The sequence below is a fragment of the Actinacidiphila paucisporea genome, assembly GCF_900142575.1.
GTDB classification, from domain to species: domain Bacteria; phylum Actinomycetota; class Actinomycetes; order Streptomycetales; family Streptomycetaceae; genus Actinacidiphila; species Actinacidiphila paucisporea.
The window spans coordinates 197,372-210,825 of the sequence record NZ_FRBI01000003.1; the positions used below are offsets into that span (position 1 = coordinate 197,372).

Genomic DNA, 13,454 nt, shown 5'->3' on the forward strand with positions numbered 1-13,454 from the left:
ACCTCTCGCCACCGACTTCAACCTCTCAACGGGAGCTTCGCCATGCCCGAAACCGTTGTCGTTCCGCCGTTCTCGGCCCGCGTCGTCGAACGCCTCGGCGTCGGCCCCGCGAGTCGCCGCGAGCGTGTCATCCACTCGCTCGACGGCCTGGAGGACCCAGTCCACCCCGACACGCTCACCGCCGCCGGGGCTCGGCTCTGGAATCACCTCCTGACCGAAATCCCGTCGGCACTGGGTGGCGTGGACTTCCTGCTCGGTCTCGACGCAGGCGGCATCCTCCCCACCGTCTCCCTCTCCTCGGCCGCCGCCCTCCCCTACAAGATCGCCTGGAAGCTGCACCTGCCCCTTGCAGGGGCCGTCCGCTTCAGCGAGCCGCACGCGGTGCGCACCGACGTCTTCGCGTACGGAATCGCACCCGGCCAGCGCATCGTCCTGGTGGACGACGAGGTCACCACGGGCCGGACCCTCGCGGACCTGACGCGCCGCCTGCGCGAGGCCGGAGCCCAGCCGCTCGCTGCCGCCTGCCTGGTGGAGGACGTCACCCAGGGCGCCCGAGAACTGCTCGCCCGCCTGGACATGCCCCTGGTGGCGTTGACGAGTCTGGAGCCCACACGGTGACCGCGCCCGCGACGACCGGCGTGCGCTTCTGCCCGGGAGGCGAGGCATTCGACGAGGGCGTAGTACATGCGACCCCCCTGGGCTACGACCGGCAGCTTCTGGCTGTGGGAAGGCCCCTCCCATTGCCCCCTTCGGCCGAACTCGTCGACCGCCTCGCCGAGTGCGGCGAGGTCCTGGTGTCCTTCGAGGGCAAGCTCGGTGACTCGCTTCTGGCGCTGTCCGCCGTGCGCGCCATGCGGGACTGGTTCGCGGCACGGTCGCAGGCGTCCCCGCCGTTCCACGTGGAGGGGCCGTACGCACCGTTGATCACCCGTAGCGGCTTGGTCACAGGCCCGCCCGCTACGCCGCCGCGGGGCCGGTACGCCGTCATCGGAGACCCCGAATCCGTCGCGCGCCACCAGGCCGAGGCGTACGCGAGTGTCGTCTGCGACCCTGCCGCGCCACCGTGCTGGGCCGCTGACGGGCATGCTCTTCCCGACATGCCGGCCCGCTACTACCTCGCCATCGAACGCCGTCTCGGAGTACGCCTGCCGGCCGATCCGCCTTTCGCTCCGGTTCTGTCCGCGACACCCAGCCGACTCGCACAGCAACTCCAAGCAGCGGGCTGGTTCAACGGCGTCACCCTGGCCGCCATCACCGCGACGAGTTGGCCGGAGCGCAAGGATTACACCGCGCAGCGGTTCACCGACGTCGCCGTCCGGCTCGCCGACGTCAGCCGGACTCAGGTGCGCCTTCTGCTGATCGAAGGCAGCGCAGACGGATGCGTGCGCATAGCCGCGGCGCAAGCCGGCCGCGGGGTGAGCGCGCTGCACCTCGACGGTGTTCCCGCCGACGAGCTCGCCGACGTGTTTCCGCACTGCGACCTCGTCATGGGCAACGACACCGGGCTTACCCACCTCGCCGCTCTCGCCCGTACCGCGGACGGCGGCGGTCCGGCCGTCATCGGCCTCTACGCCCGCCACGCCCACAGCAAATGGCGAACGGGCCTGCCCCACCATCATGCGGTAGCCACGCCGTTCTCCGAGCGGATGCACCAGGGCGACCTGTGCCCGGTGCGAGATCGCATAGCACCGGCCACGGATGTCGGCCTGGACGCCATCACTCCGGCAGCGCTGGCCCGGGTCTGCGCGGACCTCCTGGCCGGAGCCGACCGGTGACCGCGGACCGCCGTTGGGGGGTAGGCCCCCTGCGTCGCGCCACTCGCAACCTCCTCCTGCCGGTCGACTGGCGCGGCCGTCCGCTGCTGGTGAAGTACACGCGCAATCGCGACGAGGCCCGCCAGGAGATACGCGGTCACGCCCGCCTGCGCGAGCACTACCGCGTGCCCGCCCTCCATGCCCACGTGCGCGTGCCGGGCGGTTACCTGCTGGCCTACGAGCGGTTGCCCGGCGGTACCGACCGCGGGCTGCTGCTCGACCTGCTCAACACGCAGGAACCCGGTCCGGAACTCCTGCGGTACGTGGAGGACCTCACCACCGCATACCGCGAAGTCATCCTGGAGACGGCTCAGGAAGTGCCGCCCGCGCGCGTCGTCCGCAAGCTGTACTGGGACCGCGCCGCGCCCGGCGGACGCCTCGACACTTACTACGCCGATGCCGACTTCCCTGTCGCCGACGGCATCATCGACCTGCCGGTCAGCCGCCTGGCCGAGTACGTCATCGCGGTCAACGGCCGCCCCCTCGCATTCGGCTGGGCGGCTGCGTTGCGGCGGCTTCGCACCCACTTCCAGCGCGACGAACCGGTCTGGGCCGCGCTCACCCAAGGCGACCCCACCGACGTCAACCTCGCGCATCCGCTGGCATGGTTCGACTACGACACCGCCGGCCTCAACAGTGTCCTCGGCGAGTTCGCCAACTTCCTCTGGTACGTCACCGCCCTCGGCGGCTGGCTCGTTCCTACGTACAACTCGGCTGCCTTCGCCGACCACCCGGCGACGTTCCCTAGCGTCGACGCCAACCGTCCCCTCCTGGATGGTGCGCGGGTCAACCACGTCTCGCGCACTATCCACATCGACTACACGTCCGTCCTCGCCGCGCCCAGGCGAGCCGCTGCGACGGCGTACTGGCACCGCCTCGTACAGCCCGTCGCCGACAAGCTCTGGCCGAACGCCGGTCTCGGCGAACTCCTGCGCCCGTACCTGGCCATGCGCATCCTCGCCGTCTACAACCTGGCCGACCTCGCGCCTACGGACCGACTGCTCGTCCTGGCCCGCCTCACAGAAGCCATGAGCCGGACCTTCGACCCCCTCACCTTCTTCTCCATCGAGGAGGCACAATGCCCCGCTCCCTGAAAGGCCACACCGCGCTCGTCACCGGAGCCACCGGCGGCCTCGGCGCGGCCATAGCCCGCCGCCTGGCCGCCGAGGGTGCCGCCGTTGTCCTCGCCCACCTCGACTGCTGGGACGCCGCCGGCGCCCTCGCTGAGGAGATCACCGCCGACGGCGGTACCGCCCGACCGGTGGAGGCCGACCTGCGCGACCTCGATGCGGTCCGCGACCTCTGCCAGCAGGCCCACTCCCGGCTCGGTCCTGTCGACATCCTCGTCAGCAACGCCGGTGCCTACCCCCGCACCAGTTGGGCCGGAACCACTCCCAATGTCTGGGACGACATGCTGGCCACCAACCTCACCAGCCACTATCTGCTGGCCCACGAGCTGACCGCCGGCATGGCCGCCTTCGGCTGGGGCCGCATCATCACCATCGGGTCTGTCCTCGCCACCGCCGGCCGCCACGAGCCCCGACGTTCCTCCGCCACGCAGAGGTGGGCGAGACGCACGTGCTGGTTGCGCTTGGGCAAGCCAAAGAGCGTGTACCCGACGACCTCGGACCCCTCCAGCGCCACCAGCAGCCCACCGTCGTCGGCGTACTTGCGGTAGGCGGGCGGCGTGAGCAGGCCCAGCTGCTTCTTGTAGCGGTTGCCAAGCGCAATGGCTGCAGCGAGTAGTTCCGGCTGCTCCCCTGTCACTGGCAGCACGTTGATCGCCATGCACCCCTCCGAACTCGGCATAGTCCGACAGATCCCACCCTGGGCGCATACTGCCGAACCCGAGCGACACCCGGCCAGCACTTGATCACATCTGACCTATTTAGATCGGATGACGGCCAGCTCGCGTAAGTGCAGTAGCTCCACGTGCTCATTGCTCCCGGCGCCACAGATGGGAGCTCGTTGGCCGCTACGCGCCGCCAACGGCCAGGCGTGTGATCGAGCAGGTCAGGACCCAGGGCTCTGGGAGAAAATTGGGAGACGATCATGGAAAAACCGCCTCCCCACACCCGCTCAGACCAACCCTCACCAACCCCCTGACCTGCGGTTTCCCGAATCCCGCAGGTCACGCCAGGGGCCTCAACTGCCTTCGGGACGAAGAGGCCGTGGGTTCAAATTCCGCCACTCCTACGGTATAGCAGCAGGTCAGGGCCCTGAGCCCTCCCTGGGGGCCTTTTGGGAGCCACACCCGAAATCCGGCTCCCCGGCGGGAGCGGCCCGAGTCGGCGGAAGGTCCGAGACGGCCCTCCCGACGGCGCTACGGTCGCCGCCACGGATTGCCGACCGGGGGGAAGCTACACATGCAAGACAGATCAGCGGAACAGCGTTCAGGGGTCGTCACGACGTCCGGACCTCTCATCGCCGGCGAAGTATCGCTGCCCGAGGTCATGGCCCCAGCTCCAGCGGCATCGGACCGTCAGCCCGCACCGCCATCGAGTTCAAGTACCGCACGGTGAGGTGGACCGGGGCAACCGGACCGGCCCCGGAGCAGTACGCGCTGAAGTCGCACTCGGCCCCAGACCTGGCCCGCCTGGGCTTCGTCTCCGACATCGCCCGCTTGGAGCGCTTCGGCAACCCCAACCAGAACGGCTTGGCCCTGCTCATCACCAACGAATCCGGCCTGTGGACGCCGCCGAAGCAGGGCAACATCCGGGATCGCGAATTCCGCAATCACGAGGGCCGCCCCCTCACGGGCCAACTCCTCTGGGGTGGCGGTGATTACCCGGGCCACACGCGAACCCTGCACGGCTCCTTCTCCCTCAACTGGCATCCGTACTCACTGCAGGACGGTCCCGGGGCGAGTTCCGCTACCTCGCCGTCTTCACCGCCCCGACGCCGACAAATGGAACGATGCAGCCGTAGTGCCTGAAGGGCGTCCCGCATGTCCGCGAGTAGCCCATCGTCGTCGGTGGCCCGCACTCGCAGCGCGCGAAATGGCGGACAAGTTCTGGGACCCGTCGGTGCTCGCTCACTCGCCCGGGCATGACCCCACGGCACCGGCGATCTTCGCTGGAACCACCGGTGTGGAAGGCTGCGAGGAACCAGATCCGCGACAGAGGGGCGACCACCGGCATGGCCCTGATTCACCACACCACCCTCACGCCGAGCAAGGTGGAGCTGCTCGCCGGCTGGCTGCCCACCCGCCCCTGGTACCGGGGCGGACCGGAAACGCCCGTGCTGGAGAAGTCGGGTGGCTTCCGGCTGGACGACCCGGAGGGCGAGGTCGGCATCGAGTTCATGGTGGCCACCGACACGAGCGGCCCCGAGCGGACGGCCTATCTCGTACCGCTCACTTACCGCGCGGCGCCGTTGGAGGGCGCCGAACCCGCCCTCATCGGAACGGCGCAGCACGGCGTGCTGGGCACACGATGGGTATACGACGGCTGCCACGACCCAGTGCTCGTCACCGAACTGCTGGCGCTCATCGAGGGCACCGCACCAGCGATGGCGCAGAGCATCACCGACACCCGCGACCACGAAGTGACCCGCTCCCACACCGGCACCCCGCTCGGCCCGGACGGCTTCACGCCCCACCCCACCGACGACCACGACGGGACCCGAATCCCCACGCCCGGCGGCACGATCCTGCACGTCCACCGCGTCCTCGACCCCGTCGGCGAGCGTCCGCCGCTGCCGCGCCAGGGTGCCCTCGGCCATGTCGCGACCGGCTGGCAGGGACCGGGCGGCACCCGCCCACGGGCCGTCCTGATGACGTTGCTCGACACCTGATCCGGGTCGCGGCTCAGCGGTTCGACGACAAGCGACCGCCCCGGGTATCACCCGAGGCGGGCCGTCCGCCAGCCCGGACAGGAAATCCGGGGTGTCGATGGTGCGGGCCACCGATGAGTTCGGGACGCCCACCGCGTCTACACGGGCATGGACATCAAAAACCTCGCACACCTCTACGAACTGGCGCCCCTCGACTGGTCGTCGGTCACCGACCGGCTCGACGCCGGCTGCGACCAGGCACCCGGATCGGGCGGCCCCGACAGGCACACGACGTGGCTCACGACCATCAATCCCGACGGCAGCCCGCACGTCACCGCGATCGGGTCCCTCTGGATCGACGGCAGCTTCTGGTTCGAGACCGGCCGGACCACCAGCAAGGGCCGCAACCTGGCCCGCGACCCGCGATGCACCGTCGCGATCGCCACCCACGAGTTCGACCTCGTGGTCGAGGGCACCGCCGAACCCGTCACCGACCGCGGCACCGTCGCCCGGCTCGCCGCAGTCCGGGCCGAGGGAGGCTGGCCCTGCGAAGTCGACACCACTGGCACAGCCCTCACAGCGCCGTTCAGTGCGCCGTCTGCCGGAAAACCGCCGTGGTCCGTCTACCGCATCACCGCCCGATCGGCGTACGCCACCGCCACGGTCGAGCCGGGCGGCGCCACCCGCTGGACCTTCTGAGCCCAGCCCCCGTCGATCAGCCATCGAGCACGACCTACCGTCGGCCGTCGAGCAGGAAGTCCTGAACAAGCTGCGGCAAGGGTGGTTCGACCAGATCGTCCCCCCCCCGACCGGGCCGTCCACTTCTTCGTCGGGAACATCGCGGCCGACCAGTAGAGCCCGGACCCGGGAGGTGACTCCCGCCTCGGCCCGGACCCCCTGGCCGCAACGCCTCAGTTGGCGCCCTCGCCGTACGCCGCAGCGATCTCCTGCGACGACGCCCAGCGGCTGTAGGTCGGCGACTGGGGCCAGCCGTCCGGGGAGTCCTGCCACTCCTCCTGGCGGCCGTAAGGCAGGACGTCGACCAGGGGGAACAGGTAGCTCAGTTGCTCGGTGCCGCGGCCGTCGGTGTGCCAGGTGCGGTAGACCGTATCGCCGTCACGCAGGAACACGTTGACCGCGAAGCCGCCGTTCGGCGGGGCGCCGACATCGCCGCCGAACGTGCTGTTCGCCGTCGAGTACCACGTCATCTTGTTGCCCACCTTGCGCTTGTAGGCGAGGGCCTCGTCGATCGGGCCCTGAGTGACGATCACGAACCGGGCGTCGAACTTTTCCAGGCCCGCAAGCCGGGTGAACTGGGAGGTGAAGCCCGTGCAGCCCCCGCACTGCCACTCGGCGCCCTCGTGCCACATGTGGCTGTAGACGATCAGCTGCGGATGCTCGCCGAAGATCTCCGCGAGCCGGACAGGGCCGTCTTCGCCCTCCAGCACGTAGTCGGGCATCTCCACCATGGGCAGCCGGCGGCGCTGCGCTGCGATGGCGTCGAGCTCGCGGGTGGCGGCCTTCTCCCGCACCCGCAGAGCCGCCAGCTCCTTCTGCCAGGTGGGGACGTCGACGACGGGGGGCAGGGCGTTGGCGTTACTACTGGTGGACACGATGATGCCTCCGGGTGGTCGAGTGCCTTTGCGGAAGTACCGACTCCCCGCCCGGCCGGAACTCATCGGTCATCCGCCGGAGCGGCTCGCGCACCAGGCGGTTCCCGTAGTCGCGGGGTCCCCCACACGGCGGACCAAGATCGAGCCCCGGTCCAGTCACGGCGGCGGACCGGCCGCGGGTTCTGATTCCGGCGTCCCAGTTCGGGGGCAGCAGGTCAGGGGCGTTCCCGGGCGGCCTTGCAACAAGACCGGCAGCGGATCGCGGCTGATCCCTCTCGTACTGCTCTTTTCGGAGCCCTGCGGTGAGCCCTGAACGCCCTGCCCCGTAACCCACGGTTGCTTCCCGCGGACCTCGCCAGAGTCGGCTCGGGCGGCATGCGCAGCCGCCCCACCCGCGCGGGGGAATCATCGCCGCGAACGCCTCGGTAAGGGAGCCGTCAGCGCGTCGACGGCGTAGAACCGATGCGGCGGGCGGTGCGCGCTGACGCCGTGAAATCAGGCACGCTGGAGGTGCCGTGAAAAGGGCCGCGAGCGGCCTCGGTTGAGGGCCGGCCGCATTGCGGCTGCGGCCCGCGACTCCGGGGCCGACCACCTCCGGATAGACGCTCACCAGCCCGCCCACACCCTCGCCAAACCACCTCTGACCTGCCATTTTCCGGGAATTCGCCTACGCTGGCGAGGTCTGCTGGACACAGTCGGAGGGGGCTTCACGAGCGATGGCGGCGCCAAGAGCTACAACGCCAGTGGCATCACCGTGCTGAACGGGTGGGAGGCCATTCGTAAGCGGCCGGGGATATACCTCGGCTCGACCAGCGAACGCGGCCTGCACCAGGCGGTGTTCGAAGTCGTCGGCCGGTCGGTGAACGAGGTTCTGGCCGGCCGTGCCACCTCCGTCGACGTCACTCTCATGTCCGACGGCGGCGTAAGCGTCGTCGATGACGATCCCGATGTTCCCGTCGAAGCGGCCGGGGACACCGACGATCCCGGCCTCGAAGCCCTGCTGACCCGCGTGCCCGATCGGTGGGAACTCGTCGGCCGCGACACCGCGGCCATGGGCTTTGCGGTCCTCGGCCTCTGCGTCACCAACGCCCTGTCGAGCCGTCTGACGGCCGAGGTGCGGCGCGAGGGCACCCGCTGGGTCCAGCAGTAGGCACGCGGCGTGCCCGTCGCCCCGCCCAGTGCCGTGGGACCGGCGGTGGACGGCGGGAGCGCCATCAGCTTCTGGCCCGGCCCCGACATCTTCGAGACCGTCGAGTGCTCGTTCGGCGTGCTGGCGGCACGCTTCAGAGAGCTGGCTATCCTCAACCAGGGCCTGGCGATCTCACTGACCGACGCGCGCCACCCGGGCGAGCCCCGATCGGTACGGTTCCAATCCCCCGGCGGGGCCCGGGACTTCGTCGCCTTCCTCGATGCGCCGGCGGGCAGCCCCGTCCATCCGGACGTCATCGGCTTCGCGTGGGAGGACCAGCGGATGGAGGGCGTGGCGGAGGTCGCCCTGCGGTGGTGCGCCTCCGGCGAGGAGCGGATCCGCGGCTTCGCCAACAGCCGCCCCACTCCCTACGGCGGCACACACATGGAGGGCTTCCGCGAAGGCGCGGCGGCCGCTGTCAACGCCTACTCACGGCGGCATCGACTGCTGCCGGCCGCCGGTCCTGATCTCAGCGCTGACCGAATCGGTGAGGGCCTGACGGCGGTCGTGTCCGTGAAGCTGGACTTCCCCATCTTCGAAGGCGCCCCCCCCCGCGGCGCGCTGGGCAGCGCCCCCGTACGCGACTGCGTAGCGGAGGGCGTCCGGGAACACCTCGGCACCTGGCTGGCGGCTCACCCGGAACAGGCCTCGGCGATCATCGCCCGGATCGCCCCGGGCACCCGCGGGCGTTGAGCCGCCGGAGGCCACTCGCCGGACCCGGCGAACGGAGCCGGCGTCACACCCTCGGGGATGTCGCGGTCAGGCGGACTGCCACAGCTCGATCCGATTGCCCTCCGGATCTGTGACCCAGCCGAATCGGCCGACACCCTCCATGTCCCCGGGGTCTCCCCGGCCACGTCCGCACCCTGACCTGGCCTTCGTCCATACCCACCCCCCCGCCAGCCCTCCTGTCCGTGACGGCCGCCACTCGCGTGTCCCCGCTGCTCGAAGAGGTCGACACCCGCAGCCGGCGTCCAGGAACCTCAGGTCAGGGCCGTCTTGCGCGCTCGTCAAATGTCCGCAAAGCCGCAGGGTGTTCATGCTGGATCAGCCGGATTTGGCCCGGCCGGGCGCGGGACCGGAATGGTCAGCTCCAGCTGCCGGTGCCTAGCCTGTCCCGCGCACGCCCTGTGCACTCTTTGTGGGGGGAACCGCATGCAACACAGTCCGAAGCGCCGTGCCATGGCGCTGACCGCAGTCGTCGGCGCGGCCGTGGGCCTCGCGCTCGCCGGGGTCGCCGCCGTCCCGGCGCAGGCAGACGACCAGCCCGTCATCGCCCTCCAGCAGATCGCACCGGTCGCGGTCTCCCCGGCCACCCTGGCGGGGGTGTCGAAGACCGCGACGCCCTACCTCTCGTTCACGACCACGGCGAAGAGCCTGAGCACCAGCGCCACGCTGACGATCGACGTGACGCAGCTCTCCGAGATCGCGGACGTGACGTTCTCGGGCAACTGCACGGTGGTCCAGCACGTCGCCAGCTGCGGGGAGTCGTTCTACTACGACGACCTGACCGGTGTCGGCACGATCGGCGCCGACACCCAGATGACCGTGAAGGCGAAGGCCGGCGCGCCGGTCGGGTCGTCCGGCAGCTATACGATCAGCGGCACCGCGGACAACGCGGCGATCGTCGGCGGCCAGGGCACGGTGGAGATCGGCGGACCGGCCTACGACCAGGCCCAGCCGACGAACCTGACCGGCCTGGCGGTCGGGTCGACCGTCAACGAGCCGGTGCGCTTCACCAACATCGGCGACCGCGCCGCGGACGGCACGCAGGTGCTGCTGTGGGCGTCACCCGGCATCGGGTTCGCCAAGCACTTCGCCAACTGCGAGTACAGCGCCGATGGCGGCCCCATGGTCGCGGAGATGGCGCTGTGCACCATCCCCGGACAGGTGCTGCCGGGGGAGAAGGCCGCGCTCGCGCCGGCAGTCCGGCTGAACGTCGAGTCGACCGCGTACTACACCTACCTGGACTCGATGATCGCGCCGGCCGGTGACCCGGGCATCCAGCAGTCGGCCGCGGGGCACCAGTGGACGCAGGGCGCCGGCGGCCAGCTGACGCTGAAGGTCATCACTCCCGGAACCGCCGACGACGCGCCGTCCGGCGTCGTGTCGCTGTCCGAGCGCGGCACGCACGGCGACTACCGCATCACCAGCCTGCAGGCCGCCAACACGGCCGATTTCTCGGTGACCGGCGCGAGCGCCACCGCGGCCGAGGGCGACACCGTGACGCTGGACCTCGCCATGACCAACAACGGTCCCGCGACCATCTTCTACCGCAGCGGCGACGTCGTCGGCATCGTCGACGTCCAGCTGCCGCCGGGCACATCGCCCGTCGGCTCCTCCGCCAACTGCCGTCAGCAGGGCGGTGGATACCACTGCTCGAGTCAGAGCATCGTCTCGAAGGCCGGCACCGTCACGGACTTCTCCCTCACCGTGCGCGTCGACCAGGTGATCCCCGGCGCCCAGGGTTCCGTCGCCATGGACTGGAGCCCGGCGGGGCAGCCGGCGTTCGACACGAACACGTCGAACGACACGGCCGCGCTCACCGTCAACTGACCCCGTACCCGTACCTGGAGGGCCGGTTCCCGCCACGGGAAACGGCCCTCCGGCCTTGAGCACCACTGGCTCCCACGATGGTGGTCACCCCCTTCTCCCGGACCGGACCGGAACAGACCGGACCGGACCAGACCGGATCGGAACAGACCGGACCGGACTGCGCGGAGCAAGTCAACTCCCCCATGACCGCCTCAGCGCCTGGGCCGGCCGCCGGAGTGGACAGCCGACCTCCCGCGAAGCCCATCGGGATTGACCAGTCCGGCGTCGGCCGTCACTGGGAAAACGGCACACGGCTCCACACGTCACTGGCGGCCGACCAGCTGTGCCGAGCACGGGTCACCTGCGTACTGCCCGTAGCTCACGCCAGCCTCCCAGCACAGCCAGCAGTGCTGTCCCAGCGGAGAGGCCCTGTACCCAGGCGTCGTCCGTGATGCCAAAGGTGATGCAGGCACAGACCGCGATGAGGGCGGTCATCACGAGGCTCAGGATGTTCAGATCACGCATCTTGACGTACTTCCTCGCGGCAGATCCACGGTCGGTCGTGATCACGCTATCCGAGCCATGGCCGTTACCCAATATTCCCAGCAGATGCTTGCCGGTGGGATCGGCCTGCTCGCGCTCCTCGACTGCATGAGCTTCGTCGCCTCTGCTGCCCTGGTCGCGGCGATCCCGGCCTCGCCGCGCACCGAGCGGACGCCCGCGGCGCGCACGGACCTCAGTGCCCGCATCACGCGGCTGCGCACCGACTGGAGGGACGGGATACGGCTGTGCCTGCGCCGGCGCGTGCTGCGCACCATTGCCGTCTTCCTGCTCATCACCAGTGTCGGCGAGGGCGTCATGAGCACGCTCTTCGCTCCCTTCGTCCGGTCGGTGCTGCACGCGAGCGCCGGCACCTACGGACTGATCAGCGCCGCCCAGGCGATCGGCGGCATCGGCGGCGGGCTTCTCGCCGCGTCGATCGGCAACCGGCTACGCGCCACCCGAACGATGGGCCGAGCCGCGGTGGCGTTCGGCCTGATCGACCTCGCGGTGTTCCTCTATCCCGGGGGGTATGCGGCCACCTGGCCCGCCATGGTGCTGATGATCGTGGTGGGCGTTCCCGGCGCGCTGACGGTCACCTCCATGACGACCTTGCTGCAGCGCCAAACCGCCGACAGCCAACGCGGCCGCGTTTTCGGGGCGCTCAGCGCCGTTGAGGGGATCGCGGTCGTCGCGGGCACGAGCGCGGCGGGCTTCCTCGGCCGGACACTCGGCATCGTCCCGATACTTGTGGCGCAAGGCGTCGGCTACGTCCTCGCGGGGACGCTCGTGGTGATGCTCCTGCGCCACGCCCCTCCACCGCGGCCCGCCCCGGAGATTCGCGCGCACAGGGCGGCGGCACGGTGAGCCGGCTCCCGCGCTCCGGCCGATACGGTGAGCCGGGGGCCGGCGTGGCGTACGGAGAAGGAGACGTCGTGGGTGGTGATGTGGCGCGGAACGAACTCGTCGGGCAGGCCGGGCTGGGTGTCTCGTGGATCCACGGGTCGCCGTCGGCCAAGCACAACACGGACCCCGATATCCAGGTCCACGCCTACGACGAGCACACCTTCATCCTGCGGCAGAACATGGCGATCAACTTCGAGGCGCCCTTCCTCTTCCTGCTGTTCGGACACACCGAGGCGGTGCTCATCGATACCGGTGCCACCGCGTCCCCGGAGTTCTTTCCGGTACGACGCGTGGTCGACGGGCTCGTCGCGGAGTGGCTCGCCCAACACCCTCGGGACGGATACCGCCTTCTGGTGCTGCACACCCACGCGCACGGGGACCACATCGCGGGCGACGGACAGTTCGCCGACCGGCCCGACACCACGGTCGTCGGCGCCGATCTGGCCACCGCATGGGCGTACTTCGGCTTCCACCACGACCCCGACGCCGTGGCGCGGGTCGACCTGGGTGGCCGGGTGCTGGAATGCCTGGCCACTCCCGGCCACCACGAGGCCGCCGTCACCTTCTACGACCCGTGGACGGGATTCCTCCTCACCGGCGACACGGTCTACCCGGGGCGCCTCTACGTCCAGGACCGGCCCGCCTTCACGCGTACGATCGACCGCCTGATCGACTTCTGCGACCGGCGGACCGTGACCCACGTACTCGGCTGCCATATCGAGATGACGCGCAGCCCCGGTGTGGACTACCCCATCCGCACGGTCCACCAGCCGGACGAACCCCCGCTGGAGATGAGCACCGACCACCTGCGGGAGATCGCCGCCGCGCTCAGGGAGGTCGGCGACGAGCCGGGCCGTTACGCTTTCCCGCTCTTCGTCCTCTGCCTCGACGCCTGAGCCCGGTACGCGACCCCGCTGCCGCAGCCCTCAGGCCGCCCGTCCGGGACACTTCGACCGTGCGACGGTCGGCCTCCTCCGTCAACTCGCCTCCCGGCGCACCCGCTGGGAGATCCGCGACGACCTCCACGAAGCCTTCCTCACCCCCGGCTGCGCCATCATCTGCCGGCGCCGCCTGAGGACCTCT

General features: G+C 70.2%; 13 protein-coding genes and 1 pseudogene. 11 read left to right on the forward strand and 3 right to left on the reverse strand.

Annotated elements, in window-relative coordinates; genetic code table 11:
• Positions 1-42 precede the first annotated feature (42 nt).
• The 6 genes from BUE44_RS06950 (at position 43) to BUE44_RS06985 (ending at position 6,287) form a co-directional block, all read left to right on the forward strand.
• Positions 43-618, forward strand: a complete 576-nt coding sequence (locus tag BUE44_RS06950) for a phosphoribosyltransferase (protein ID WP_073494910.1) — start codon at positions 43-45, stop codon at positions 616-618.
• Positions 615-1,775 carry a glycosyltransferase family 9 protein gene (locus tag BUE44_RS06955; protein WP_073494912.1) on the forward strand — a complete coding sequence of 387 codons (1,161 nt, stop codon included), beginning with the start codon at positions 615-617 and terminating at the stop codon, positions 1,773-1,775. Before BUE44_RS06950 ends, BUE44_RS06955 begins: the two co-directional genes overlap by 4 nt.
• 89 nt (positions 1,776-1,864) lie before the next feature.
• On the forward strand, positions 1,865-2,908 hold the full coding sequence (locus BUE44_RS06960) for a hypothetical protein (protein ID WP_235001942.1): 1,044 nt from the start codon (positions 1,865-1,867) through the stop codon (positions 2,906-2,908).
• Complete coding sequence (locus BUE44_RS06965; RefSeq protein ID WP_079189540.1) at positions 2,893-3,492, forward strand: SDR family NAD(P)-dependent oxidoreductase; 600 nt, start codon at positions 2,893-2,895, stop codon at positions 3,490-3,492. The genes BUE44_RS06960 and BUE44_RS06965 overlap by 16 nt, the downstream gene beginning before the upstream one ends.
• 1,460 nt (positions 3,493-4,952) lie before the next feature.
• Positions 4,953-5,609 carry a maltokinase N-terminal cap-like domain-containing protein gene (locus tag BUE44_RS06980; protein WP_073494918.1) on the forward strand — a complete coding sequence of 219 codons (657 nt, stop codon included), beginning with the start codon at positions 4,953-4,955 and terminating at the stop codon, positions 5,607-5,609.
• Between the two features lie 147 nt (positions 5,610-5,756).
• Positions 5,757-6,287: a pyridoxamine 5'-phosphate oxidase family protein gene (locus BUE44_RS06985; protein ID WP_073494920.1), complete on the forward strand. Its 531-nt coding sequence runs from the start codon at positions 5,757-5,759 to the stop codon at positions 6,285-6,287.
• Positions 6,288-6,499: 212 nt separating this feature from the next.
• Here BUE44_RS06985 and BUE44_RS06990 read toward each other — a convergent pair whose 3' ends face one another.
• Positions 6,500-7,201, reverse strand: a complete 702-nt coding sequence (locus BUE44_RS06990) for a DUF899 family protein (protein WP_235001943.1) — start codon at positions 7,199-7,201, stop codon at positions 6,500-6,502.
• A gap of 754 nt (positions 7,202-7,955) precedes the next feature.
• On the opposite strand from BUE44_RS06990, the gene BUE44_RS38345 reads away from it, so the two are divergent.
• Positions 7,956-8,351 carry a hypothetical protein gene (locus BUE44_RS38345; RefSeq protein WP_235001944.1) on the forward strand — a complete coding sequence of 132 codons (396 nt, stop codon included), beginning with the start codon at positions 7,956-7,958 and terminating at the stop codon, positions 8,349-8,351.
• A 9-nt stretch (positions 8,352-8,360) separates the two neighbouring features.
• Positions 8,361-9,083 (forward strand): DNA topoisomerase subunit B, encoded by a 723-nt coding sequence (locus tag BUE44_RS38350; protein WP_235001945.1) that lies wholly within the window; start codon positions 8,361-8,363, stop codon positions 9,081-9,083.
• A gap of 66 nt (positions 9,084-9,149) precedes the next feature.
• On the opposite strand, the pseudogene BUE44_RS39490 reads toward BUE44_RS38350, so the two are convergent.
• A pseudogene (locus BUE44_RS39490) lies at positions 9,150-9,256 on the reverse strand (VOC family protein); the annotation flags it as partial.
• Positions 9,257-9,545: 289 nt separating this feature from the next.
• On the opposite strand from BUE44_RS39490, the gene BUE44_RS07005 reads away from it, so the two are divergent.
• Entirely contained in the window at positions 9,546-10,946 is a 1,401-nt protein-coding gene (locus BUE44_RS07005) for a DUF11 domain-containing protein (RefSeq protein ID WP_143172477.1), read from the forward strand.
• A 336-nt stretch (positions 10,947-11,282) separates the two neighbouring features.
• Here the strand turns inward: BUE44_RS07005 and BUE44_RS37030 are convergent, their stop codons facing one another.
• Positions 11,283-11,495, reverse strand: a complete 213-nt coding sequence (locus tag BUE44_RS37030) for a hypothetical protein (RefSeq protein ID WP_143172478.1) — start codon at positions 11,493-11,495, stop codon at positions 11,283-11,285.
• Positions 11,496-11,507: 12 nt separating this feature from the next.
• Here BUE44_RS37030 and BUE44_RS07010 point away from each other — a divergent pair, with 12 nt between their 5' ends.
• Together BUE44_RS07010 and BUE44_RS07015 are read left to right on the forward strand one after the other, a co-directional pair.
• Positions 11,508-12,332, forward strand: a complete 825-nt coding sequence (locus BUE44_RS07010; RefSeq protein WP_073494924.1) for an MFS transporter — start codon at positions 11,508-11,510, stop codon at positions 12,330-12,332.
• Between the two features lie 68 nt (positions 12,333-12,400).
• Positions 12,401-13,267 carry an MBL fold metallo-hydrolase gene (locus BUE44_RS07015; protein ID WP_235001946.1) on the forward strand — a complete coding sequence of 289 codons (867 nt, stop codon included), beginning with the start codon at positions 12,401-12,403 and terminating at the stop codon, positions 13,265-13,267.
• Positions 13,268-13,454: the final 187 nt, after the last annotated feature.

Coding starts and splice junctions, on each gene's coding strand:
- BUE44_RS06965 (WP_079189540.1), top strand. CDS start 2,893: ATGCCCCGCTCCCTGAAAGGCCACACCGCGCTCGTCACCGGAGCCACC.
- BUE44_RS07010 (WP_073494924.1), top strand. CDS start 11,508: ATGGCCGTTACCCAATATTCCCAGCAGATGCTTGCCGGTGGGATCGGC.
- BUE44_RS06985 (WP_073494920.1), top strand. CDS start 5,757: ATGGACATCAAAAACCTCGCACACCTCTACGAACTGGCGCCCCTCGAC.
- BUE44_RS06950 (WP_073494910.1), top strand. CDS start 43: ATGCCCGAAACCGTTGTCGTTCCGCCGTTCTCGGCCCGCGTCGTCGAA.
- BUE44_RS07005 (WP_143172477.1), top strand. CDS start 9,546: ATGCAACACAGTCCGAAGCGCCGTGCCATGGCGCTGACCGCAGTCGTC.
- BUE44_RS06980 (WP_073494918.1), top strand. CDS start 4,953: ATGGCCCTGATTCACCACACCACCCTCACGCCGAGCAAGGTGGAGCTG.